Origin of the sequence: Salidesulfovibrio brasiliensis JCM 12178 (assembly GCF_001311825.1) — a bacterium.
Classification (GTDB): domain Bacteria; phylum Desulfobacterota; class Desulfovibrionia; order Desulfovibrionales; family Desulfovibrionaceae; genus Pseudodesulfovibrio; species Pseudodesulfovibrio brasiliensis.
In genome coordinates this window covers 54,618-75,315 of record NZ_BBCB01000007.1, presented here as the reverse complement: position 1 = coordinate 75,315, position 20,698 = coordinate 54,618, and the positions used below count along the sequence as shown (strand labels likewise).

At 60.2% G+C, this 20,698-nt stretch carries 27 protein-coding genes, 1 tRNA gene and 1 pseudogene; 13 read left to right on the top strand and 16 right to left on the bottom strand.

Going from position 1 to position 20,698, the window contains the following annotated elements:
* Positions 1-484: response regulator (locus JCM12178_RS04285; RefSeq protein ID WP_157054734.1), on the bottom strand; the 484-nt coding region annotated here is incomplete at its 3' end.
* A gap of 219 nt (positions 485-703) precedes the next feature.
* Here JCM12178_RS04285 and JCM12178_RS04280 point away from each other — a divergent pair.
* The 4 genes from JCM12178_RS04280 (at position 704) to JCM12178_RS04265 (ending at position 2,853) form a co-directional block, all read left to right on the top strand.
* Positions 704-780 (top strand) — tRNA-Pro (locus JCM12178_RS04280).
* Positions 781-968: 188 nt separating this feature from the next.
* Complete coding sequence (locus tag JCM12178_RS04275; protein ID WP_054649056.1) at positions 969-1,244, top strand: hypothetical protein; 276 nt, start codon at positions 969-971, stop codon at positions 1,242-1,244.
* A 2-nt stretch (positions 1,245-1,246) separates the two neighbouring features.
* Positions 1,247-2,044, top strand: a complete 798-nt coding sequence (locus JCM12178_RS04270) for a metal ABC transporter ATP-binding protein (protein WP_054649054.1) — start codon at positions 1,247-1,249, stop codon at positions 2,042-2,044.
* Positions 2,041-2,853, top strand: a complete 813-nt coding sequence (locus JCM12178_RS04265) for a metal ABC transporter permease (RefSeq protein WP_083465725.1) — start codon at positions 2,041-2,043, stop codon at positions 2,851-2,853. Before JCM12178_RS04270 ends, JCM12178_RS04265 begins: the two co-directional genes overlap by 4 nt.
* Here JCM12178_RS04265 and JCM12178_RS04260 read toward each other — a convergent pair.
* The gene (locus tag JCM12178_RS04260; RefSeq protein WP_054649052.1) at positions 2,850-3,284 is read right to left on the bottom strand and encodes a hypothetical protein; all 435 of its coding nucleotides are present in this window, start codon (positions 3,282-3,284) and stop codon (positions 2,850-2,852) included. The genes JCM12178_RS04265 and JCM12178_RS04260 overlap by 4 nt on opposite strands.
* 112 nt (positions 3,285-3,396) lie before the next feature.
* On the opposite strand from JCM12178_RS04260, the gene JCM12178_RS04255 reads away from it, so the two are divergent.
* Positions 3,397-3,771 carry a hypothetical protein gene (locus JCM12178_RS04255; protein WP_054649050.1) on the top strand — a complete coding sequence of 125 codons (375 nt, stop codon included), beginning with the start codon at positions 3,397-3,399 and terminating at the stop codon, positions 3,769-3,771.
* Here JCM12178_RS04255 and JCM12178_RS04250 read toward each other — a convergent pair.
* A complete protein-coding gene (locus JCM12178_RS04250) occupies positions 3,768-4,178 on the bottom strand; it encodes a response regulator (protein ID WP_054649048.1) in 411 nt (136 codons plus the stop codon). The two genes, JCM12178_RS04255 and JCM12178_RS04250, sit on opposite strands and share 4 nt — an antisense overlap.
* Positions 4,179-4,182: 4 nt before the next feature.
* The gene (locus JCM12178_RS04245; protein WP_054649046.1) at positions 4,183-4,803 is read right to left on the bottom strand and encodes a D-sedoheptulose 7-phosphate isomerase; all 621 of its coding nucleotides are present in this window, start codon (positions 4,801-4,803) and stop codon (positions 4,183-4,185) included.
* 160 nt (positions 4,804-4,963) lie between these two features.
* On the opposite strand from JCM12178_RS04245, the gene purU reads away from it, so the two are divergent.
* Entirely contained in the window at positions 4,964-5,845 is an 882-nt protein-coding gene (purU, locus tag JCM12178_RS04240) for a formyltetrahydrofolate deformylase (RefSeq protein WP_054649044.1), read from the top strand.
* A 15-nt stretch (positions 5,846-5,860) separates the two neighbouring features.
* Here purU and JCM12178_RS04235 read toward each other — a convergent pair whose 3' ends face one another.
* Complete coding sequence (locus tag JCM12178_RS04235) at positions 5,861-7,447, bottom strand: hypothetical protein (RefSeq protein ID WP_054649042.1); 1,587 nt, start codon at positions 7,445-7,447, stop codon at positions 5,861-5,863.
* A 283-nt stretch (positions 7,448-7,730) separates the two neighbouring features.
* Between JCM12178_RS04235 and JCM12178_RS20440 the strand changes: the two genes are divergently transcribed.
* Complete coding sequence (locus JCM12178_RS20440) at positions 7,731-7,862, top strand: hypothetical protein (protein ID WP_284690200.1); 132 nt, start codon at positions 7,731-7,733, stop codon at positions 7,860-7,862.
* Here JCM12178_RS20440 and JCM12178_RS04230 read toward each other — a convergent pair whose 3' ends face one another.
* The 3 genes from JCM12178_RS04230 to JCM12178_RS04220 all read right to left on the bottom strand — a co-directional run bounded on the left by JCM12178_RS04230 (position 7,863) and on the right by JCM12178_RS04220 (position 9,024).
* Complete coding sequence (locus JCM12178_RS04230) at positions 7,863-8,351, bottom strand: hypothetical protein (RefSeq protein ID WP_054649040.1); 489 nt, start codon at positions 8,349-8,351, stop codon at positions 7,863-7,865. It abuts the gene before it with no gap.
* The gene (locus JCM12178_RS04225) at positions 8,348-8,563 is read right to left on the bottom strand and encodes a hypothetical protein (RefSeq protein WP_054649038.1); all 216 of its coding nucleotides are present in this window, start codon (positions 8,561-8,563) and stop codon (positions 8,348-8,350) included. Before JCM12178_RS04225 ends, JCM12178_RS04230 begins: the two co-directional genes overlap by 4 nt.
* 104 nt (positions 8,564-8,667) lie before the next feature.
* Positions 8,668-9,024, bottom strand: a complete 357-nt coding sequence (locus tag JCM12178_RS04220; RefSeq protein ID WP_054649036.1) for a YidH family protein — start codon at positions 9,022-9,024, stop codon at positions 8,668-8,670.
* A gap of 84 nt (positions 9,025-9,108) precedes the next feature.
* Here JCM12178_RS04220 and JCM12178_RS04215 point away from each other — a divergent pair, with 84 nt between their 5' ends.
* From JCM12178_RS04215 to JCM12178_RS04205, 3 genes are all read left to right on the top strand, one after another.
* Positions 9,109-10,050, top strand: a complete 942-nt coding sequence (locus tag JCM12178_RS04215) for a 4Fe-4S binding protein (protein ID WP_054649034.1) — start codon at positions 9,109-9,111, stop codon at positions 10,048-10,050.
* The gene (locus tag JCM12178_RS04210; RefSeq protein ID WP_054649032.1) at positions 10,047-10,499 is read left to right on the top strand and encodes a DUF5680 domain-containing protein; all 453 of its coding nucleotides are present in this window, start codon (positions 10,047-10,049) and stop codon (positions 10,497-10,499) included. The genes JCM12178_RS04215 and JCM12178_RS04210 overlap by 4 nt, the downstream gene beginning before the upstream one ends.
* 72 nt (positions 10,500-10,571) lie before the next feature.
* Positions 10,572-11,030: a hypothetical protein gene (locus JCM12178_RS04205; protein ID WP_054649030.1), complete on the top strand. Its 459-nt coding sequence runs from the start codon at positions 10,572-10,574 to the stop codon at positions 11,028-11,030.
* 68 nt (positions 11,031-11,098) lie between these two features.
* Here JCM12178_RS04205 and leuB read toward each other — a convergent pair whose 3' ends face one another.
* The 4 genes and pseudogenes from leuB to JCM12178_RS04185 form a co-directional block, all read right to left on the bottom strand.
* Positions 11,099-12,166 (bottom strand): 3-isopropylmalate dehydrogenase, encoded by a 1,068-nt coding sequence (gene leuB / locus JCM12178_RS04200; RefSeq protein ID WP_054649028.1) that lies wholly within the window; start codon positions 12,164-12,166, stop codon positions 11,099-11,101.
* Positions 12,167-12,172: 6 nt separating this feature from the next.
* On the bottom strand, positions 12,173-12,667 hold the full coding sequence (locus tag JCM12178_RS04195; protein ID WP_054649026.1) for a 3-isopropylmalate dehydratase small subunit: 495 nt from the start codon (positions 12,665-12,667) through the stop codon (positions 12,173-12,175).
* Between the two features lie 10 nt (positions 12,668-12,677).
* Positions 12,678-13,937 carry a 3-isopropylmalate dehydratase large subunit gene (gene leuC, locus JCM12178_RS04190; RefSeq protein WP_054649024.1) on the bottom strand — a complete coding sequence of 420 codons (1,260 nt, stop codon included), beginning with the start codon at positions 13,935-13,937 and terminating at the stop codon, positions 12,678-12,680.
* A pseudogene (locus JCM12178_RS04185) lies at positions 13,938-15,475 on the bottom strand (2-isopropylmalate synthase).
* A 14-nt stretch (positions 15,476-15,489) separates the two neighbouring features.
* Here JCM12178_RS04185 and JCM12178_RS20645 point away from each other — a divergent pair.
* A complete protein-coding gene (locus tag JCM12178_RS20645) occupies positions 15,490-15,582 on the top strand; it encodes a hypothetical protein (protein ID WP_157054736.1) in 93 nt (30 codons plus the stop codon).
* A gap of 214 nt (positions 15,583-15,796) precedes the next feature.
* On the opposite strand, the gene pssA is transcribed toward JCM12178_RS20645, so the two are convergent.
* Positions 15,797-16,567, bottom strand: coding sequence for a CDP-diacylglycerol--serine O-phosphatidyltransferase (pssA, locus tag JCM12178_RS04180; protein WP_054649022.1), 771 nt, complete (start codon positions 16,565-16,567; stop codon positions 15,797-15,799).
* A 16-nt stretch (positions 16,568-16,583) separates the two neighbouring features.
* A complete protein-coding gene (locus tag JCM12178_RS04175) occupies positions 16,584-17,231 on the bottom strand; it encodes a phosphatidylserine decarboxylase family protein (RefSeq protein ID WP_054649020.1) in 648 nt (215 codons plus the stop codon).
* A gap of 149 nt (positions 17,232-17,380) precedes the next feature.
* Between JCM12178_RS04175 and JCM12178_RS04170 the strand changes: the two genes are divergently transcribed.
* Both JCM12178_RS04170 and JCM12178_RS04165 read left to right on the top strand, forming a co-directional pair.
* The gene (locus JCM12178_RS04170) at positions 17,381-18,247 is read left to right on the top strand and encodes an EamA family transporter (RefSeq protein ID WP_054649018.1); all 867 of its coding nucleotides are present in this window, start codon (positions 17,381-17,383) and stop codon (positions 18,245-18,247) included.
* 90 nt (positions 18,248-18,337) lie between these two features.
* A complete protein-coding gene (locus JCM12178_RS04165) occupies positions 18,338-19,675 on the top strand; it encodes a dihydrolipoyl dehydrogenase family protein (RefSeq protein WP_054649016.1) in 1,338 nt (445 codons plus the stop codon).
* Here the strand turns inward: JCM12178_RS04165 and JCM12178_RS18155 are convergent, their stop codons facing one another.
* The gene (locus JCM12178_RS18155) at positions 19,676-19,813 is read right to left on the bottom strand and encodes a hypothetical protein (protein ID WP_157054730.1); all 138 of its coding nucleotides are present in this window, start codon (positions 19,811-19,813) and stop codon (positions 19,676-19,678) included. It abuts the gene before it with no gap.
* A complete protein-coding gene (locus JCM12178_RS04160) occupies positions 19,810-20,679 on the bottom strand; it encodes a hypothetical protein (RefSeq protein ID WP_054649014.1) in 870 nt (289 codons plus the stop codon). Before JCM12178_RS04160 ends, JCM12178_RS18155 begins: the two co-directional genes overlap by 4 nt.
* Positions 20,680-20,698: the final 19 nt, after the last annotated feature.

Here is a 20,698-nt window from a genome sequence, read left to right as displayed (position 1 = left end):
CTCGCACGAGCTTGCCGCCCGCGGGCTTGACCGAGGCAGCCGGTCTCGGAGCAGGCGCTGCGGCAGTACGCGGCGCCGAGGGGCGCATCTTGCTTCTGGCTACGCTCTTGACCTTGTTCACAAGATCACGCTCGATCTTGATGATATCGAGAGAGACCTTGGAAAGCTGCTTGGGGATGAAATCGACCGCGCCGAGTTCCATGGCCTTCAGGGTGGCTTCGGCTCCCTCCACGGTCAGCGAGCTGACCATGAGCACGGGCCTCGGCATTTCCATCATTATCCGCCTGAGCGCGGCAAGGCCGTCCATCACGGGCATTTCAATGTCGAGCGTCACGACATCCGGGTCGTTCTTCCGAATGACCTCAAGCCCTTCCTCTCCGTTTCTCGCGGTCCCAACGACCTGAATTTCTGGGTCTTTCCCCAGCATCGTGCTGATCGCCTTTCTCATGAAAGCGGAATCATCCACGACTACGACTTTTATCACAGACTCAACTCCTTGGGCAGGAAGAACAATCTCAAACACCCCTCTGTCAAAGAAAATCCGAATTCGGTCGAAACAGCTCACATCCGGCACGAGGGGCCGCTCTGGGTTACAGTTAAGAATAGTATGTATATTTCATAAATTTGTCCAACATCAACAAAGTATAAATTTTTTTTCTTGCCATTCATCCTTGATTTGGCTAAAAGCCACTTCTCGTCACGACGGGATGTGGCTCAGTTTGGTAGAGCGCTGCGTTCGGGACGCAGAGATCGAGTGTTCAAATCACTCCATCCCGACCACGAAAGATCAAGGGCTTACGGCAGATTGCCGGAAGCCCTTTTTCTGTTTTAACGCATTAAGATGCATATAGCTGCGCTTGCCAGACTCTCTTTCATTCATGGCATAATCGCCAATTCTGATTCAATTTGCGCCGAGCCAAAAACGTGCTATCTTCTTGAAATCCGGTCATTGATACCAAGGAGCCGTCATGGGACGAGAAGTGTACGACCTTGAAGACCTGGGCGTGGAGTGCAGCCTCAAGACCTGTAAAAAAAACATTGTCCTCCACCTTTCAAATGGCGTTTCCGTGGAGGGCGTCCTGCGAACCGATGGTAGCGTCCAAGACCTGCTCAACGGGCCGGGGGGAGACTTCTTCAAACTGGAAGACTCCCGATGTCTGCACGGGACATTTTGCAGCAGCGGGGAAACCCTCGTCATCAACCGCAGGCAGGTGGTCTTTGCCGAAGACCCTGATGAAGGATAGAAATGAACAGCAGCGACCATGCCGTCGAGATTTCAGGCCTGACACTGACCCTCGGCGGCACGACAATCCTTGAAGACATTGACCTGACCGTGGAGCACGGTGACTATCTTGCCGTGCTCGGCGCAAACGGCGGCGGCAAATCCACCCTGCTGAAGGTCATGCTCGGCCTGCTCAAACCGGACTCCGGCTCAGTACGAATTCTCGGAATGCCTCCGGGAGAGGCCGGAGGCCGCATCGGCTACCTGCCCCAGTACACGCACGTATCCGCCTCCTTCCCCATCACCGTTGTCGAGGCGGTGCGGATGGGCCTCGTCTCGCCCGGACGCGGGATGCTCGGCATCACCAAATGCCGCGAAGAGACAAAGCGGGCCATGGGCGCGCTGGAACGCGTGGGCATGGACAGACACGCCCGCAAACGCGTTTCCGACCTCTCCGGCGGCCAGAAGCAACGCGTCTTCATCGCCCGCGCCCTCGTCTCGGATCCGCAACTGCTCCTGCTCGACGAACCAACTGCCAGCGTGGACCCGCAGAACCGCGTGCATCTTTTCGATCTGCTGCTTGAACTAAACAAGAACATGACCGTCATCATGGTCAGCCACGACATTTCCGCAGTGGCCCACGGCGTCAAGTCCGTGGCCTGCGTCAACCGGACCCTGCATTTCCACCCGGCTCCGGCCATCACCGGCCCCATGGTCCGAATGTCCTACGGCGGCGATGAAGACTGCTGCCCCATTGAGCTCGTCACCCACGGCGACATCCCCCACCGCGTTCTCGGAAAACACGATCAGGATCAGGAATGAGCATCATCGAAGCCCTGCAATTCGACTTCTTTCAGCACGCGCTCGCGGCCGGGCTGCTGGCGAGCATTCTCTGCGGCGTCATCGGCTCGCTCGTCGTCGTCAACCGGCTTGTCTTTCTTGCGGGCGGCGTTGCCCATGCCGCATACGGCGGCGTCGGGCTGGCAGTCATCCTCGGCCTGCCCATCCTTCCGGTAACGTCATGCTTTGCGGTGTTTGCGGCCATGATCATGGCCATGGTGACGCTCAAGGTGCGCGAACGGGCCGATACGGTCATCGGGGTCATATGGGCGGCAGGGATGGCCTTCGGCGTGGTGCTTCTCGACCTCGCCCCCGGCTACAACGTGGACCTGATGAGCTACCTCTTCGGCAGCATCATGGCCGTCGCCACGGGCGACCTCTGGCTGATGGGCATTCTCTCGGCCGCAGTGCCGCTGGTGGTGCTGGTGTTCTACCGGGGGCTCTCGGCCATGAGCTTTGACGAGGATTTTGCGCGGGCACGGGGCGTCCCGGTCAACGCGCTCTACTATCTGCTTATAGGGATGGTGGCGCTCTGCGTGGTCACGCTCATCCGCGTGGCCGGGCTGATTCTGGTCATCGCCATGCTGACCATCCCGCCCTTCATCGCGGAACGCCGGGCGCGGTCGCTGGGCCGGATGATGATCGCCTCGACACTGCTCGGCGCGATGTTCTGCCTTGCGGGGCTGTGGCTGGCCTTCCGGTTCGATCTGACCTCCGGAGCGGCCATCATCGCAGTCTCGTCAGTGACGTTCTTCCTGTCGCTGGCAATCCCGCAGCGCTCGGAAAACTAGTTGGTCAGCCATCCGCGCAGGGTCGTCTGCATTTCGGACTCGATCATGCCCTCGACGCGCACCAGCTCAGGCTTGGCATTGGCAAACCAGACGTCCACCGGCTCTCCGGCGTCCAGACGGTCCCACACGGTCTTTTTCACCACCGCCTTGGCGGTTCGCGTGTATCCGTCATTATCCAGATACTTGAAGGTAATCAGGTACCACGGCGTTTCATAGTCGCTCATGGTCCCCGACTGCTTTTTGAGCAGCACCACACCGGTGGTATGCGTCTCACCGAGCGCGCGCACCCGCTCTTCGCGGATAATCTTGTACGGAACCTTGTAGAGAAGCCACAGAAACAGCAGCGTCAGGCCCACGGCCAGCACGAGCTGGATGCCTTTTTTCAGCCGCTCGCTGAACGAACGGGAAGGGTCGAGGATTTCCTTGTACATGGGGTTTCGTGTACCCCGCGGACGGGCCAACGGCAAGCCCGGAATGCATGAAGAAACGGCTTGCCTTCCGGACATCGGTGCGTAATATGTCGCGCTCGGAAGGAAACGAACCATGCGAATCAACGTCAGTACAATCGAAAACGCCATCAGGCGCATGACGGCAATCGTCCGAAGGGACGAAGCCAAAGAAGCGCTCAAAAGCCTTGGCGACGATCCGGATTCAGGCCGACTGGGCTGGTGGGTGCTGGCCTGCGGTCCGGCCTATGATCCGGACGATTTCGACCAGCGCGAACAGGCGCGCGAGCTGCTGCTTGAAGAACTCGAAACGCTGGACGTGATTCTTCCGGAGAACATCTGGGTATGGGACGACACCGCAAGGGCGCAGCTCGTCATAACCTCGCTGCCCACAAAAGAACGTGCCGAGCGCGTGGCAACGCACCTCAGGCGAAAGGGGCTGACCATCAGGGTCAAGCGAGAGGAATTCTAGCCGGTCAGACCGAGGGAGCGAAGCTCCTCGTCGATCTTGTCTTCACGCACGGGTTTGGTGATGTAGGACACCGCCCTGCCGTGAATGAACGCGCGTGAGGCGCTGGCGTCATCGTCGATGGCCGTGGTCACGATAACGTGCGCTTCGTCGCCGCGATCCACCCCGGCCTTGTCCTCCAGCTCCCGGAACTTCTCCAGAACCTGATGGCCGTTGATTCCCGGCAGCATGATGTCGAGGAAGACCACGTCAAATGGGTTCCCCTGCTTCAGGGCCTCGGCGAAGACCGTCACGGCCTCCTCTCCCGACTCCACGCAGACGCACTCTCCACGCTGCTCCATGAGCATCTTCAGGAATTCGCGATTAATCATGATATCCTCGACAACGAGGATACGCATTGGCTTGGACATGCAGTTATTCTCCAGCTTCGAGCCACGGCTGCAACTCTGCAACGGCCTCGAAGAGAAAGTGATCGACAAGATGGCAGAGGACATGCCCGGCAGCGATGTGAATCTCCTGAATCACAGCCGTGTCCCCGCTCGGAACCTGAACAAGATAGTCGCTCACCGAGAGCATCTCGCCGCCATGCTGGCCGACGAATCCGATGGTGAGCACGTCACGGGCTTTGGCCTCGCGCATGGCGCGAATGACATTGGCGCTCGCCCCGGAGGTGGAAAGCCCCACCATCACGTCGCCCGGTCGGGCCAGCGCCTGAACCTGTTTCTCGAAAACCTGATCAAAGGAATAGTCGTTGCCCACGGCAGTGAGGATCGAAGTGTCGGTGGTCAGGGCCAGTGCGGGAAGCGGCGGCCGCTCCAGCTTGAAGCGGTTCACAAACTCGGCGGCGAGATGCTGGCTGTCGGCGGCGCTTCCGCCGTTGCCGCAGAACATGACCTTTCCGCCCCGAGCCAGACACACGGCCACGGCGCGGGATACTTCAACAAGCTGGTCGGCCTTGCCCTGAAAGAACTCCTCCCGGGCCTCAAGCCCGGCTCTGGCATGGTCCATGACCTTTTTCAATGCAGATTCAGACATATATTCCTCAATGTAGCGATAAGCAGTTTTCTGGAGTTACAGACGGTAATGGAAAAATAAAGGGCAGGCAAGAACTCCCCTGCGGCAGGAGGGCAAAAACCACTTCCCCGTCGCGATATTTTCCGCTATGTCACCCGAACGAAATTCACTGGAGACAATGATGAACAAAGAATCCACGGCAACCGTCCGTCTTACCATATCCTGCGCCGACAGGCCCGGCATCGTGGCAGCGGTCAGCGGTTTTCTTCAGGAACGAAACCTGAACATCGTCCATTCCGACCAGCACTCCACCGACCCCGAGGGCGGCAGCTTCTTCATGCGCAACGAGTTCTGCCTGCCTGCCCCGGACAACGACACTCTGGAACGCATCCGGGAAGAGTTCGAGCATCAGGTAGCGGAACCGTTCGGCATGACCTGGCACATGCATCCGGCCTGGGTTCGCCGCAAGACCGCCATCCTCGTCTCCAAGTTCGACCACGCGCTCATGGAACTGCTCTGGCGATTCCGCCGCGGCGAGCTGGAGACCGACATCTCCATGGTTATCAGCAACCATGAAGATCTCGGAAGGGCGGTGGAGAGCTTTGACGTCCCCTTCCACCACATCCCTGTCGGCAAGCGACTGCGCGCCAAAGTGATGGCCGAGGACGCAATCCTCGAACACATGGCCGGGCAGGCGGATCTTCTGGTGCTTGCACGCTACATGCAGATTCTCACCCCGGAATTCGTCAGCCATTTCCCGAACCGGATCATCAACATCCACCACTCGTTCCTGCCCGCCTTCGTGGGTGCGGACCCGTACCGCAGGGCCTTCGAGCGCGGCGTCAAGCTCATCGGGGCAACGGCGCACTACGTGACCGAGGAGCTCGATCAGGGACCGATCATCGAGCAGGACGTCATCCGCGTGAACCACAACCACACGGTTTGCGACCTCAAACGCCACGGCGCAGACATCGAACGGCACGTGCTGGCACGCGCCGTGCGCTGGCACCTTGAAGACCGCGTCATCGTGCACGGCAACAAGACCATCGTTTTCAAACGGTAGGAATAGTAAGGAATATCAGGCTGTGGGCGCCTGCGGGGTCTCGGCGTTTTCTTCAGAACCGTTGCCCGGCACGCCCACGCCGTAGTTGGCCAGAATCTCGGCGAGCTTGACCTTCAGGTTCGTAGTGGTTCTGGCCACTTGCTCGAGGTTGACCAGCACCATGATGTCGATGCGCGTGGGGGCCTTTGTCCAGAGGTCTCTCAGACGCTCGAAAAGGTCCTTGCTGACCTGAAGGGACTTCACGATCTCGGCAAACTGGGCCGGAGTGCGGGGCCGAAACAGCAGTGTCCCCTCGCGGGTTGTGTCGCGGCCGAACAGCTTTGTTCTGGCGATCTTTCCCAGCCCGATTTCCTTGAGCGCATCCACTTCGGCCTGCGGTGCCCGCTTCGCTCTTGCGCTACGGACAGTTACCTTGCCGCCTTCATGCTCGGCCTTTTCCCGCAGGATGTACATGAAGTGATGCTCAAGCAGGAAGAAAAGAACGTGTTCAAGCGCTGCGGAGTTGAAGTTTCGGGCCAACGGCCGGATGCGGTCCGTCTCGCCGGGAATGAACTTCTCAAGCGCCTGAAAAAGATTCTGCGCGGTAATGCCGATGGCCAACGCCGCCCCGACGCCGATGGAGAGCACCTGATCGTAAAGGAACTTGAAGGTCCGTTCGCTCTCGGCCTTCTCTTCCCTGCTCTTGTCAGAGGAGGCCTTGGCCTCCATGACGCGTTTGACATACGCGTCAGCCATGTCCTGCGAGACTGGGTCCATGCAGACGATTCTTGCCGTGTTCAGGAAGTCCTTTTCCTGCGTGTCGCCTTCGGGCATGTAGGGAGTCAGCCCCTTGGAGAGCAGGTTCTGGATGACCTTGGCCTTGCGGCGCTCCTTGAAGCCCGCGTCAGTCAGTTCATAGGTCTTCTGTATGCGGGTCTTCTCGATGCGCTTTCCGGTGGGATTGAGCTTGGAGAGTACGTCGTCCATGACAAAACGCAGCACAAGGAAGCGGCTCTCCTTGGAAAGCTCATACTTGCGGTTTGCAACGATCTCGGCAAACGCTTCGTCAACACGACTGGCCACGAACTGCTCCACGAAAGCATCCCAGAAGCGGTGATCCAGTTCGTACTGCTCGATGAGCGAACTGTACTCCTTGAGGGAGTCCTGCCCGAAGTACTTGAGGACCATCTCCTCGAAGTTGTCCGTGATGAGCGCCATGGCGTAAACGACTCCCTGCACGGTCTTGACCAGCAGGGCTTCGGTATTGGCCAGCTCGCTGGCATATTTTTCGGTTGCTTCCTTGTCGCCGCTCAGCTCCGCCTTTTCGTGGCGGGAAACAGTGACCATGAAGGAGGTGGTGAGCTTCTGGATGTAGTCATATCCGGGATGGCGGCCGCGGTTGCTCATCAGGCTGATGACGCTATTTTGCTGCGCCTTGAGAAGCGGAAACTCATTGATGTTACCGGGATTGACGCGGATGAACTCCATGAGGAATTCCCGCTCAGTGACTTCGCGAAGCGAGGCACGCTCCTTGAGCGTCCGCAGCTTCTTGCGGTACGCGGACACCCTCTGCGTGCTGCTCAGGTTCTGGCGTGCGTCGGCACCATTATTCTCTTGCGTCATGTAATTGCGTATCCAGAATATAAAGCTTTATGGGCGATTACTACGTCATATCAGACATTAATGCAAAGCCCTGCTTGACCGAAGTCGCGCGGCGGGGCACAAAAACAAGGTGATTACCTGTACCCAATGCGGCTGCAGAAACGAGGACTCTGCCCTTTTCTGCACAAAATGCCGCAAAAAACTTCAATCCTCACGAGGAATTACCCTTCCTCCGCCACCTGAACCGCTCCAGCGGTTCAAGACGCCGCCCCTTTCCACAGAGCAAAAGCGGGAAATCGCGCGGATGGTGGAAGCGTGGATTTACGTGCTCGTGCTGCTTGTGGCGGCCGGTATCTGCCAGTGGCGGGGCCAGTGGTGGCCCATGTGGCCGCTTCTCGGAGCCATCGCCGTTCTGGCAGGCCTTCGCCTGCGCTGATTACTGCCCCTGCGTTCCGTTCGATTCCCTCAGGGCTTCCCGAAGATCTTCCTCAAGCAACTGCGGGATGGGCTTGTCCCAGAACTGGTCAGCCTTGCGCTGTTCGGCGTCCTTCTTGGCGCAACAGGTGACCGGAACGTACCTCGGGCAGTCGCTCGTGTCGTACTCCAGTTTTCCGCAGTTGCTTTCCGGGTCAAAGGTATAGGGAATGGAGCGCGTGATCCGCATCTTTTCCACACCCTGCACCTTCACGAACGCACTGCCCACACCACAGTAGAACTTCTGTTCCTTGTTGGCGTAAAACACGCTGTACAGATAAAGCCCGTCCCTGATCTTGCCGACAAGGTTGAATTCATCGATGTCCTTGCAAAGCAGGCGGGACAACACGTTGCGACAGATGCAGAAGTCCATTTCGTCCACCCCGCTGGCCGAAGCCGGGGCGGACGTCATCAGAAGCACGGCGACTATGAAAGCGGCGACAGTTTTCATGACTCATCCATATCTGTAAGAAATAACTGAAATCCTTCCGAGCTGTCCGTTTCGCACTGCTCCTTGCAGCCCACACATTGGTAGCTGCCTTCCTTGAAGTACCAGACAGCGCGGTCGGAACACTCGCACTGGAAGTATTCGTAAACCGAATCCCCAACCGCTCCACGGAAGCGGCGGTAGCCCTCTTTTCTTATGTATTCGACGAATTTCATGAAGTATCGCTCCAGAGGGGCACCCTACTAGACTCATCGGACGCTCGGCAAGAGAAGATTAGCCCATGCGCCCGCTCTATTCCTGCATCACGGGCTTTTTCGCATCACATTGCCCAGAGACTCAGAAGCACAAAAGCAACGGCCACCGTGAAAACGACCATTTCGGGGATGACGAAAACGTAGTCGGGATCGCCACCCACCTGCCTTCCGACGCGAACATACTGCCAGCCCGCAAAGGCTATCAGCACAGGCCCGGCCACAAGCGCAACGATTCCCATTACACCCAGTTCATCGACCTGAACATCCGACAACCTGCCGCCAAGAAGCAGTCCGGCCTTTTCCAGCAACACGCCGATGCCCATTACAGCCAGCGCCGTGCGGCACCAAGCAAGAAACGTCCGCCTGTTGGCGAGAACAGTCCGCATTCTGGCAAGCTCGGTACACTTTTCCGCTTCGGTCATGGCAACTCCGAAAAAATCCTGCTAGTTGTTGACTTTCACTCAGTCCGTCGTACAACTATGTTTCAAACAGCAATTTGAATCATCATGAAAATACCATTTCTCAAGCAATCCACCATCGACTACTGGCGCGAGGGCCGCAAGTCCGGCCTGAGCTTCATTGAACTGCTGCACGGATACGCCTATATACGCTGGCCCTACCGCTATATTGGACTGGTACACGACAAATACCCCGTCTTCAAATACATTGCTGCCCCGTTCGTCTACCTTGTGGACCGCTTCTCGCCCTTTGACCAGACGGAGCGCAACAAGACCGGCGACCCGGCTCAGGAGCGCCCCACCTTTGCCGACACCTATCACGGCAAGGCCGTTCCGCTGAACGAGGCCAAAAAACTCGTTCGCATCAATGTCCCCGTGAACACCGCGGTGCCGGAACAGGTCATCCCATACACCCGCGCCCGGGACATCATCCTGCAGGAAAACGCCAAAATCGTCGTACTCGACTGCCCCTGCCGGACCACGGCCCCGAATCCCTGCCAGCCGCTCGACGTGTGTCTCATCATCGGCAGCCCCATCGCGGACTTCATCTTTGAGCACCACCCGGACCGCTCCCGCGAAATCGACGCGGACGAGGCCGAACGGATTCTCAAGCAGTGCAATGCGCGCGGCAACGTGGCCCACGCCTTCTTCAAAGACGTGATGCTTGGTCGATTCTACGCCATATGCAACTGCTGCTCCTGCTGCTGCGGAGCCATGAAAGCGCACAGAAACGGCATTGAGATGCTTTGCTCTTCAGGCTATCTTGCCCATGTGGACACGGAGAACTGCATCGGCTGCGGCGAGTGCGCCGGGTTCTGCCAGTTCAAGGCCATCGGCTTCAGGGAGCGCAAGGCCTACATCCGGGAAGACCGCTGCCTCGGCTGCGGCGTCTGCACGAATAAATGTCCGAAAAACGCCCTGTCGCTCCGGTTGGCCCCTGAAAAGGGAACGCCGCTTGAAGTAGACAGGATCGTGGAGAAAAACGCATGACGCTCAATGAATTTCTGACCGCCGCCAAACAGGCCTGCTATGCCTCCGAAGCTCCGGAAAGCCGCATAGATCACCCGGACGGCAGCATCGAACTGCGCTACGCAGAAAACGGCTACGAGTACGTGGACCACTACTGGGGCGACCGCGCCTTTGCCGGCACCGAGTCGGTCTCGCTCGACGCAGAACCCATCTGGACCATGGCCTATCACGGCCGGGTGCTCACCAGCATCCCGGAACCAGCCGATATATTTGTCTTCCTGCGAAAAGCCCTTCGCTCCGCAGCCGAGGACTCCCCCCTGCGCGGACCGGAATACATCACGGACGAAAACTGGTCATACGAAAACGAGTACGACGGCGACACGGACGAGTTCGCGGGCACTGAGAGCATCTTCTACAAGGGCACGCGCTGCTTCCGGCTGCGCTACCTCGGCGGCCGTATCGAACGCTGACCGTCCCGAGGCTTGCCCGACGCAACACATTCCGCTACCCTGCGCCGCCATACACCATCAGGGGGAACACGCATGACCGACGAACAGATCCGCAACCATATCAACGAAATCGTCATGAACAAGGTCCGCGAGCAGGACGACGCCAAACGCCGCGAGGCGCTGGCCGAATTCATGGCCGTCACCGGCACGGCCTCCGCAGATGCGCTGGCCGAAAAAGTGGCCGAAATGATCCCGCCGCTCATGGAGGAACTGTACGCCAAATGGATCGGCATGTTCGTGGACCGGCTGCTGGAGACAGCCCCGCGCGACGCGCTGGAGCTTCTCTGCGACGGCAGCGAGGACAACAACGCCGCCCTGCTGCTGGCCTACATCATGTTCCTCGAGTCCGCGCGCATGGAAGAGCAGATCGACAAGGACCTGCGCGAGCATGGCAAGGACGCCTCGGACGGCGACGAGATGGCCGACCTCGCGGCGGAGTACATCCGCTCCCGCATGGCGCAGATGGCGGACAAGGCGCAGAACAAACAGTAACGCCGACGATATTGCAATACAAAAGGCCGGGACATTGTCCCGGCCTTTTTTGCGTCTTGCGGTATCGGCTAGATGTTGTCCAGCACGGCCTGAGCCATGGCCTTACAGCCGATGGACCTGGCACCCGGCTCCACGATGTCGCCGGTACGGTGGCCCTGCTCAAGCGTCTTTTCCACGGCCTGATCGATGCAGTCGGCTTCCTCGGTCATGTCGAAGGAGTGGCGCAGCATCATGGAGATGGACAGGATCGTTGCCAGCGGGTTGGCCATGTCCTTCCCGGCGATATCCGGGGCCGAACCGTGAATCGGTTCGTACAGGCCGGGACCATCGGATCCCAGCGAAGCGGACGGGAGCATGCCGATGGACCCGGTGATGGCCGCGGCAGCGTCCGAAAGAATGTCCCCGAACAGGTTGCCCGTGACCATGACGTCGAACTGACCGGGGTCGCGGACAAGCTGCATGGCCGCGTTGTCCACGTACATGTGGCTCAGCTCCACGTCCGGATAGTTCTTGTGCTCGTCGATGACCACCTCGCGCCAGACGCGGGAGACGTCCAGCACGTTGGCCTTGTCCACGGAACAGACCCGGCCGTCGCGCTTGCGGGCGGCCTCGAAGGCCACTTTGGCGATGCGGCGGATTTCATGCTCGGCATAGACCATGGTGTTGTAGCCGTAACGCTCGCCGTCTTTTTCGCCCTCAAAGCGCGGTTCGCCGAAGTAGATGCCGCCGGTCAGCTCACGCACGACCATGACGTCGAGACCGTTTTCCACGATGTCGGGACGCAGGTAACAGGCGTCCTTGAGCTGCGGCAGCAGCACGGCCGGGCGCAGGTTGGCGAACAAGCCCATTTCCTTGCGGATGCCGAGCAAACCTTTCTCCGGGCGGATTGCCGGGTCGATGGTGTCCCACTTGGGACCGCCCACAGCGCCCAGCAGCACGGCGTCGGCCTCCTTGCAGAGCTTCACGGTGGCCTCCGGCAGCGGAGAGCCGGTGGCGTCAATGGCAGCGCCGCCGATGAGCGCTTCGGAGTATTCGAAGGTGCGGCCGAATTTGCCGCCCACCTTGTCGAGAACCTTGACCGCCTGCGCCACGATTTCCGGGCCGATGCCGTCACCGGCCAGTATGCATATCTTCATTATTCACTATCCTGCGAGTTTCTTGCGTGCGTATTCAACGAGACCCCCGGCGTCGAGGATGCCCTGCATGAAAGGCGGCACCGGAGCGCACTTGACCACGTCCCCGGTGGCGTTGTTGGTGATTTCGCCCTTTTCGGTGTCCACGGTGATGTCCTGCCCGTCGCCGAGCTTGTCGATGTCGTCGCCCACTTCCAGCAGCACCAGCCCCTTGTTGAAGCCGTTGCGGTAGAAGATGCGGGCAAAGCTCTTGGCCACGACCACGGGAATGCCCGCGCCGAGGATGGAGATGGGCGCGTGCTCGCGGGAGCTGCCGCAGCCGAAGTTCTCCCCGGCCACGATGATGTCGTTCTCTTTCACGCGGTCCACCCAGCCTTCCTCAAGGCCGGACATGCAGTTCCTGCCCAGCTCGTCCGCGTCGGTGGTGACGAGGAAGCGGGCCGGGATGATGGCGTCGGTATCTATATGGTCGCCCACGCGGTGGGCGGTTCCGGTAACTTTCATGGTTTCCCTCCTACAGCTTGGCCGGGTGGATGATTTCGCCCGCGATGGCGCTTGCAGCGGCAACGGACGGGTTGGACAGGAATACCTCGCTTTCGAGGCTGCCCATGCGGCCCTTGAAGTTGCGGTTGGTGGTGGCGATGGCGCGCTCGCCCCCGGCCAGAATGCCCATGTGACCGCCGAGACACGGTCCGCAGGTCGGCGGACCGACGATGCATCCGGCGTCCATGAAGACTTCCATCAGCCCTTCGCTCAGGCACTCCTGCCAGATCTTGGGCGTGGCGGGCAGGATGATGCAGCGCACGTTCTTGTCCACCTTGCGGTTCCTGAGGATGGCTGCGGCCTCGCGCATGTCCTCGATACGGCCGTTGGTGCAGGAGCCGATGACCGCCTGATGAATATGAAGACCGGCGGTCTCGTCCACGGGCTTGACGTTGTCGGGCAGATGCGGGCAGGCCACCTGCGGCTCCATGCCGTCCACATCGATGTCCACGGTTCGCTCGTAGGTCGCGCCCGGGTCCGGAGCGATCATCTGGGCATTCTTGCGGCCCGCTTCCACTGCGTATTCGAGGGTCTTGCCGTCTGCGGCGAAGAGCCCGACCTTGCCGCCGGCCTCGATGGCCATGTTGGCGATGGTCATGCGCCCTTCCACGGTCAGGTCGCTGATCGCCTGACCCGCGAATTCCAGCGCCTTGTACAGCGCCCCGGCAACGCCGATGCGGCCGATCAGGTTGAGCATGATGTCCTTGGCACCCACGTACTTGCCACATTTGCCGGTAACTTCCACGCGTATGGTCGGCGGGACCTTGAACCACGTTTCGCCAAGGGCCATGGCCGCGCCGATGTCGGTGGAGCCCATGCCGGTGGCGAACGCGCCCAGCCCGCCGTAGGTGCAGGTGTGCGAGTCCGCGCCCACAACGATATCGCCGGGGCCGACAAGACCCTTTTCCGGCAGCAGCGCGTGTTCCACGCCGACCTCGCCGCACTCGTAGTAGTGCGTCACGCCCATGGCGTGGGCGAACTCACGGACCGTCTTGACCTGCTCGGCAGAGTCGATGTCCCGGTTCGGGGTGAAATGATCGCAGACAAGGAACACGCGGTCCTTGTCGAACACCTTATCAGCACCCATTTCCTTGAAGGCCTTGATCGCAAGCGGCGCAGTGATGTCGTTCGCCAGCACCCCGCTCACCCGGCACTGGACGATCTGCCCCGGTCCGGCGATTTTCTCGTCGGTATGGTTCTGCAATATTTTTTCTGCCAGGGTATGAGCCATTTACTTTCTCTCCTCTCTGGTTATTTCCATGCGGTTCAAGGCGTTGACGATGGCGAGCGCGGAGGCGCGCACGACGTCCTCGTCGTTGGAGCGCCCCACGGCCTTGATGCCGTCGTGCGAGATTCGCACGGCAACACCGGCCAGAGCGTCCGTGCCCGAGGTGACCGCGTTGACAGCGTAACTTTCGAGCGTGGCCTTGTATCCGATCAACTCGTAGATGGAGGTGAAGACCGCGTCAATGGTGCCGCGCCCGAACTGGGTGGTCTTGCGGATTTCCACTTCACCGTCCTCGTCGCCGAACTCCATGATGACAGCCGCGTGCGGCGGGACTTCTCCAGTGCCGGAGAAGACGCTCATGTCCTTGAGGCGGAACTTGTCGCGGCGACGGTAAACCTTTTCGAGCACGAGGCTTCCACGTCCTCGTCGTAAATCTGTTCCTTCTTGTCGGCGAGCTCCTTCACCGCGTCGAACATGGCGCCGACCTGCTCGTCGTCGAGCGTGTACCCGAGTTCCTCGACCTTACGCTTGATGGCGTGGGAACCGGAGTGCTTGCCGATGACAATGTCGGTGCCGTGCCTTCCGATGGAGGCAGGTGTCATGATCTCATAGGTCTGACGGTTCTTGATGACGCCGTCCTGATGAACGCCGGATTCGTGCGCAAAGGCGTTGGTACCCACGATGGCCTTGTACGGCGGGATGGGCTGGCCGATGATCTGCGAAAGGCGGCGGCAGGACGGATAGAGCTGCTCGGTGACGATGCCGGTTTCGATGTCGTAGAGGTCCTTGCGGGTGTTGAGCCCCATGACCACTTCTTCAAGGGCGGCGTTGCCCGCGCGCTCGCCGATGCCGGAGACGGTGCATTCCACCTGCCGGGCCCCGGCCCGGATGGCCGCGAGGCTGTTGGCTACGGCAAGGCCGAGGTCGTTGTGGCAATGCACGGAGATGACGGTGTCATCCTTCATGTCGAGCTTTTCCATGAGGTAGCGGATGAGATCATGGAATTCATGCGGCTGGGTGTAACCCACGGTATCCGGCACGTTGAGGGTGCGGGCACCGGCCTTGATGGCGGTGTTGAACACCCTGACGAGGAAGTCCCACTCGGAGCGGGATGCGTCCTCGGCAGAGAACTCCACGTTGCTCGTATACTTTGCGGCGTGGCTCACGGCGGCCTCGGTCATCTCCACGACCTGATCCGGCGTCTTGCCGAGCTTGTATTCCATGTGAATGGGGCTGGTGGCGAGGAAGGTGTGAATGCGCGGCTCGGGGGAGTCCTTCACGGCTTCCCAGCAGCGGTCGATGTCCTTGGTGACGGACCTGCAGAGCCCGGCGACCTGAATATCGCTTACCGCCTCGGAGATGGCGCGGACCGATTCAAAGTCGCCCTTGCTGGCGATGGGGAATCCGGCCTCAATGATGTCCACGCCGAGCGTTTCGAGCTGGCGGGCCATGCGAATCTTCTCGTCAATGTTCATGGTTGCGCCGGGAGACTGCTCACCGTCACGAAGCGTGGTGTCAAAAATCATTACTTTGTCGGACATAATTTCCTCCGGGTATTTTCCCGATTGTTTACGGTATCGATTTCACTGGCGGCAGGCAACGGAAATGCCGCCCGCCGGGCACGTTACACCTTGGTGCCGTGCCGTAGTCGATGACCGCAGGGAGGCTGAACAATACCGACGAGGAGTCCGAAACAATGCGTTTCACGAGTCTTCATGGTTCTCTCCGGGCGTGTGCCCTATGGTTTGGCTGCAAAAGTACGAGCCGTTGAACAGCGGTATACGTTGAGTGCGAACGCTCACGTATCCGGCTGCGCAACGCCCCGGGAAATCACGTATGAATGATGAACGGGACTGGCCGAACTACGATAGTTCGTTGGAAGAGGAATCGCCTAGTAGGCGGCTGCTCCTGCGGGACAGGAAGAACAGCGTGTAGACAGGGCCGGACACGATGTAGCCGAGGAAAATGACGAAGCCGAGAAGCTTCGGCTTGGAGGCTATCAGCGCGAACAGCAGGATGGCGGTGACCATGGCGCTGAAACGATGCGCCTTGAGGAAACCGAACTCCTTGAAGGAGTAGAAGCGGATGGTGCTGACCATGAAAATGGACACCACGTACACCATGACAAGGACGGCCATGGGGAGAATCTCGGTGCGGACCCACTCGGGGAGATAGGTGGCAAAGAGCACCATGGTGGCCAGCGTGCAGGCCGCCGCAGGAATGGGCAGGCCCACGAAGAATTTCTTCGACGTGCTTTTGGTCTGCACGTTGAAGCGGGCGAGCCGGAGCGCGCCGCAGGTAATCATGAGGAAACCGGCAACAAGGCCGAGGCGGCCGAACTGCTGGAGTTCCCAGAGGTAGACCATGAGGGCGGGGGTGACGCCAAAGGCGACGAGGTCTGCCAGCGAGTCGAGCTGGACGCCGAACTCGCTCGTGGTGCCGGTGAGACGCGCAACCTTTCCGTCAAGGCCGTCAAAGACACAGCTCGCGAGGATGCACAGGGCGCACGCCTCGAAGTTGCCCTTGATGGCCAACGTGATGCCGAGGAACCCGATGAACAGGCTCGTCACGGTCAACATGTTGGGCAGGATGTACACGCTCTTGTGGCGCGGCAGTTTCTTTTCCCCGGCCATGGTCCTCGCCTTTGGTTTATGCGGGGCGTTTACCGGCCAGCGGGGTCTCTCCCGCCACGACCTTGTCGCCCACGCTCACAAGGGGAACATAACTATCAGGAACGTAAAGGTCAACTCGCGAACCGAACTTGATCAGACCGAAGCGGTCCGCGCGCTTGAGCTTGTCCCCCACTTCCGCCCAGCAGACAATGCGGCGGGCGATGAGTCCGGCGATCTGCACCATGGTGAAGCGCTGGTTGCCCTTGCCCACCACGGTCATGGCGCAACGCTCGTTGTCCTTGCTGGCCTTGTCGAGCGAGGCGTTGAAGAATTTTCCGGGGATGTAGCGGATGACGTCCACCTTGCCGGAGACGGGCATGCGGTTCACGTGTACGTTGAAAACGTTCATGAACACGCAAATGACCTGACGCTCCTCGCCGGTGATGGGGTCGGTCTCGCGGGCAATCTTGCAGACCTTGCCGTCCGCAGGGGATACGGCCGCGTCCACGTCTTCGGGCGGCACCCGCTCTGGATCACGGAAGAAGTGGGCGATGAACAGGGTCAGGCCAAGCGTCACGAGGGCAAGCAGTTCCCATTCAAGAACAGCGAAAACAAGCGTCACGAACGCGGCTATGATGATGTAGGGCATGCCTTCACGGACAACGCCCACGGTGGATTCACGCATTATTATGTACCTCTTTTTCTCTCTTGGCGCCGTGATACCCTCATGCGGCAGGCCGGTCAAGCTGCCCGCCCTCTTTCGTTTTTACATAACACACCGTCGGGAGTACAAGGTTGGAATGTACATCAACAACCCGCAAGCCGACTCCTGACATGCTCTGGTTCATCCTCTCGCTCTGGTCCGCATTCGCCACCGCGCTGGAAGCCGCAGTGCTCAAGCGCCATTTCTCCCATCTCAACTCATGGGAAATGAGCGCAATCCCTTTCGTATGGGGCTCGCCCTTCTTTGCCGCGACCGTGGTTCTGACCGGCATACCCGACCTCGCCCCCGGATTCTGGGGTGTCCTGGCAATGCTCGCGCCGCTCATTGCCGTGGCCTTTCGCTGCCAGTCCGAGGCCATCCTCCGCTCGCCCATTTCCCTGACCATGCCGTTTCTGACCTTCACCCCGGCTCTGGTCATCCTGACAGGATTTCTGGTGCTGGGCGAGGTGGTTCCGCCACGCGGCGCGGCAGGCATCTTCGCCATCGTCATCGGCGGCTACATCATGAACCTCTCTCCGTCCACGCGCTCGTGGCTCGACCCGTTCAGAGCGATACTGACCGAGCCGGGCACCCGGTACATGCTGGCCGCCGCCACGCTCTACGGCCTCGGCGCGGTTCTGGGCAAAAAGCTCATCCTGCTCTCCACGCCGACCTTTGCCGCAGCCGCTTTCTGGATTGCAACCGCCGTGGTCATGGTCACGTTCGCCGGACTCACAGGAAGGCTCACCCCTGCAAAGCTCTTCACCAAGCCGAAACCCGCGCTGGTCGCTGGACTCCTCGGCTTCACGGAACTGCTCTGCCACATGACGGCCATCTCGCTGACCGTCGCGGCTTACATGGTGGCCGTCAAACGGCTGAACGGCCTTTTCTCCGTGCTGATCGGCTGGCGCTGGCTCAAGGAAGGGAACATCCTTCTCAGACTCATTGGCGCGGTGTTCATGGCAGGGGGCGCAGCCATGCTGGCGATCTTCGGCTAGGCCTTACGATTTCTGCGGCCCACCACTGACAAAACCCGACACATGCTGTAGCATTGCGGGAAAACCGAAAACAAGGACAGGACTGAACGCATGAAACACTACGATCTCATCGTCATCGGCGCCGGGCCTGCGGGCGGCGGCGTCGCAGCCCCCATGGCCGAAGCCGGAAAGCGCGTGGTCATGTTCGAGCACAACGGTGTGGGCGGGGTCTGCCCCCTCAGGGGCTGCAATCCCAAAAAAGCACTTCTCAGCGCCCCGGAAGCCGTCCATGCCGCCACGCACCTCAAGAACAAGGGCGTGCGCGGTAACATCAGCGCAGACTGGAAGGAGATGGCCCGATTCAAGGACTCCTTCGTGGAACCCGTTCCGGAAAAGGCTGCGGCCCACTACCGTGACCTCGGCATCGAGCTGATAGAGACCACCGCCACCCTGACCGGGCCGAACACTGTCGAGGCTGACGGCGAGACCTACACGGCGGAGAATATCTGCATCTGCACCGGATGTATCCCGCACGAGCTGGACATACCGGGCACAGGATTCCTGCTGGACAGCGACGACTTCCTCGACCTCAAGGAACTGCCGCGGAACCTCGTATTCATCGGCGGCGGCTTCATCGCCATGGAATTTGCCCACATTGCCGCCCGCTGCGGCTCCAGCGTCACCATGCTGCTACGCGGCGACCGCGCTCTTCGCGACTTCGACAAACAACTGGTGGAGGAACTGGTGGACGCCTCGCGCAGCGAAGGCATCACCATCCACTTCAACGCACCGATCACGTCCGTGGAACAGCGCGGCCCGGCCTACGCGGTCATGAACAAGGGCGAAGACCCGGAAATCATCGCGGACGCGGTCATCAACTGTTCCGGCAGAGTCCCTGCCATCGGGCACCTGAACCTTGAGGCCGCAAACGTGCGCTTGGGCAAAAACGGTATCGCCGTGAACGAGAAGATGCAGAGCGTCAGCAATGCGAACATATACGCCATCGGAGATGTGGCCGACACGCCGTACGGGCTGACGCCCACCGCCGTGCTTGAGGCTCGGGCAGCCGTGGCCGCAATGCAGGGCGACGACTCGGCAGCAGCAGACTACACGGGCATTCCGAGCGCCTGCTACTCCATGCCGCCGCTGGCGCGCGTGGGCATGCTGGAGTCCGAGGCCCGTGAACAGGGCTACGACATCCGCATTGCAGAGCTTGATCTCGCGGACTCGTTTTCATGGAAACGGCTGGGAGAGACGCACGGCAGGAGCCGGGTCATCGTGGACAAAAAGCGGGAGATTGTGTTGGGGGCGCATATCATGGGCCATCACGCCGAAGAAATCGCGAACCTCTTCGCGCTGGCCATCAGGCACCGCATTCCCGTAAAAGAACTCAAGGAAACGCCGTGGACCTACCCCACGAGCGGCTACTACATACAATACATGGTCTGATCAGGAGCCTGCCGGTTCACCCAGCTTGTGGGCCGGCAGCACTTCCCCGTCCAGAATGAGCCCCTGCGGAAGAAAACTGGCGTCGTCGTAGCCCATGGGCGGCTGAAAGCGGTTGTCGGTGCTCAGGAGCGCACTCATGTTCTCCCCGCAGCAGTGGGCCACCACCCTTCAGGCAGAAACACCGTGCCGTCGAGTTTGTCCCCGGCAGCCTGAAACAACGCCTCGTATCGCGCAAAACAGCGTCTGCGATCGATGTTGCCCTGCAAAAGGGCCAGCGTCTCGTTGGCCACGAAATCCACTTTCAGGCCGTAGATGGAGGCATAGGAACCGCTCCGGGCCGGATCGGCCGGGATGATGGTTCCGGCGTCCAGCAGGCGCAAAAGATCGGTGGTGCGCTCTCCTGCGATGGGATCGGTCAGAAAGCCGCACGGGATGGCGTAGGTGAAGCCGTTTCGGTGAGCCTGCACCCAGAGGGCGAGCACAAGCAGTCCGGAAGCCGCGCCGATGTCCATCCCCAAATGCGGGCGGCGGTCGCGGTGATCGTCGGGCAGCTTGGCGCTGGCAACTTTCCCGGCGATGTAGGCCGCGCGAGGCACGTCGGCAAGACAGCGCAGCGCGCCGGACCAGTTCCGCATCCGGTTCATGACCTCGGCGTCGTCACCCGGCTCGTTCAGGCTCTGGTGACGGGCAAATCCTTCCAACAGAATCGCGATGTCCCCAAAGGCGACGCGCTCCACATGGGAACCGTCATGCACGTATGCGTGGAAATACTTGAGCACCATGTTGAGGAACAGGTCGCCTTCCGGTTCGACAGCCGGGTCACAGAGGGCGTACATGTCCTCCAGCAGGCTGGTCTTCCGGAAAAACGCGGGAGCAATGCCCCGCCCGGAGCCGATGCGCGAGGTGAAGTTACGGGCCTGAATGCTTGTTCCCGACAGAAGGGACGCGCCCGGGGCCTCGGTAACGGCTTTTCGGATGGATTCCTGTAGGTGCAGTTCGTTCATGCTCTCGCTTCCGGTTGTG

Coding starts and splice junctions, on each gene's coding strand:
- JCM12178_RS04225 (WP_054649038.1), bottom strand. CDS start 8,563: ATGAAATTCGTCGAATACATAAGAAAAGAGGGCTACCGCCGCTTCCGT.
- JCM12178_RS04270 (WP_054649054.1), top strand. CDS start 1,247: ATGAACAGCAGCGACCATGCCGTCGAGATTTCAGGCCTGACACTGACC.
- JCM12178_RS04275 (WP_054649056.1), top strand. CDS start 969: ATGGGACGAGAAGTGTACGACCTTGAAGACCTGGGCGTGGAGTGCAGC.
- JCM12178_RS04245 (WP_054649046.1), bottom strand. CDS start 4,803: ATGTCTGAATCTGCATTGAAAAAGGTCATGGACCATGCCAGAGCCGGG.
- JCM12178_RS04250 (WP_054649048.1), bottom strand. CDS start 4,178: ATGTCCAAGCCAATGCGTATCCTCGTTGTCGAGGATATCATGATTAAT.
- JCM12178_RS04235 (WP_054649042.1), bottom strand. CDS start 7,447: ATGACGCAAGAGAATAATGGTGCCGACGCACGCCAGAACCTGAGCAGC.
- JCM12178_RS04195 (WP_054649026.1), bottom strand. CDS start 12,667: ATGAAAGTTACCGGAACCGCCCACCGCGTGGGCGACCATATAGATACC.
- purU (WP_054649044.1), top strand. CDS start 4,964: ATGAACAAAGAATCCACGGCAACCGTCCGTCTTACCATATCCTGCGCC.
- JCM12178_RS04165 (WP_054649016.1), top strand. CDS start 18,338: ATGAAACACTACGATCTCATCGTCATCGGCGCCGGGCCTGCGGGCGGC.
- leuB (WP_054649028.1), bottom strand. CDS start 12,166: ATGAAGATATGCATACTGGCCGGTGACGGCATCGGCCCGGAAATCGTG.
- JCM12178_RS04215 (WP_054649034.1), top strand. CDS start 9,109: ATGAAAATACCATTTCTCAAGCAATCCACCATCGACTACTGGCGCGAG.
- pssA (WP_054649022.1), bottom strand. CDS start 16,567: ATGGCCGGGGAAAAGAAACTGCCGCGCCACAAGAGCGTGTACATCCTG.
- JCM12178_RS04230 (WP_054649040.1), bottom strand. CDS start 8,351: ATGAAAACTGTCGCCGCTTTCATAGTCGCCGTGCTTCTGATGACGTCC.
- JCM12178_RS18155 (WP_157054730.1), bottom strand. CDS start 19,813: ATGAGTGCGCTCCTGAGCACCGACAACCGCTTTCAGCCGCCCATGGGC.
- JCM12178_RS04210 (WP_054649032.1), top strand. CDS start 10,047: ATGACGCTCAATGAATTTCTGACCGCCGCCAAACAGGCCTGCTATGCC.
- JCM12178_RS04265 (WP_083465725.1), top strand. CDS start 2,041: ATGAGCATCATCGAAGCCCTGCAATTCGACTTCTTTCAGCACGCGCTC.
- JCM12178_RS04160 (WP_054649014.1), bottom strand. CDS start 20,679: ATGAACGAACTGCACCTACAGGAATCCATCCGAAAAGCCGTTACCGAG.
- JCM12178_RS04255 (WP_054649050.1), top strand. CDS start 3,397: ATGCGAATCAACGTCAGTACAATCGAAAACGCCATCAGGCGCATGACG.
- JCM12178_RS04205 (WP_054649030.1), top strand. CDS start 10,572: ATGACCGACGAACAGATCCGCAACCATATCAACGAAATCGTCATGAAC.
- JCM12178_RS04175 (WP_054649020.1), bottom strand. CDS start 17,231: ATGCGTGAATCCACCGTGGGCGTTGTCCGTGAAGGCATGCCCTACATC.
- JCM12178_RS04260 (WP_054649052.1), bottom strand. CDS start 3,284: ATGTACAAGGAAATCCTCGACCCTTCCCGTTCGTTCAGCGAGCGGCTG.
- JCM12178_RS04170 (WP_054649018.1), top strand. CDS start 17,381: ATGCTCTGGTTCATCCTCTCGCTCTGGTCCGCATTCGCCACCGCGCTG.
- leuC (WP_054649024.1), bottom strand. CDS start 13,937: ATGGCTCATACCCTGGCAGAAAAAATATTGCAGAACCATACCGACGAG.
- JCM12178_RS20440 (WP_284690200.1), top strand. CDS start 7,731: ATGGTGGAAGCGTGGATTTACGTGCTCGTGCTGCTTGTGGCGGCCGGT.
- JCM12178_RS04220 (WP_054649036.1), bottom strand. CDS start 9,024: ATGACCGAAGCGGAAAAGTGTACCGAGCTTGCCAGAATGCGGACTGTT.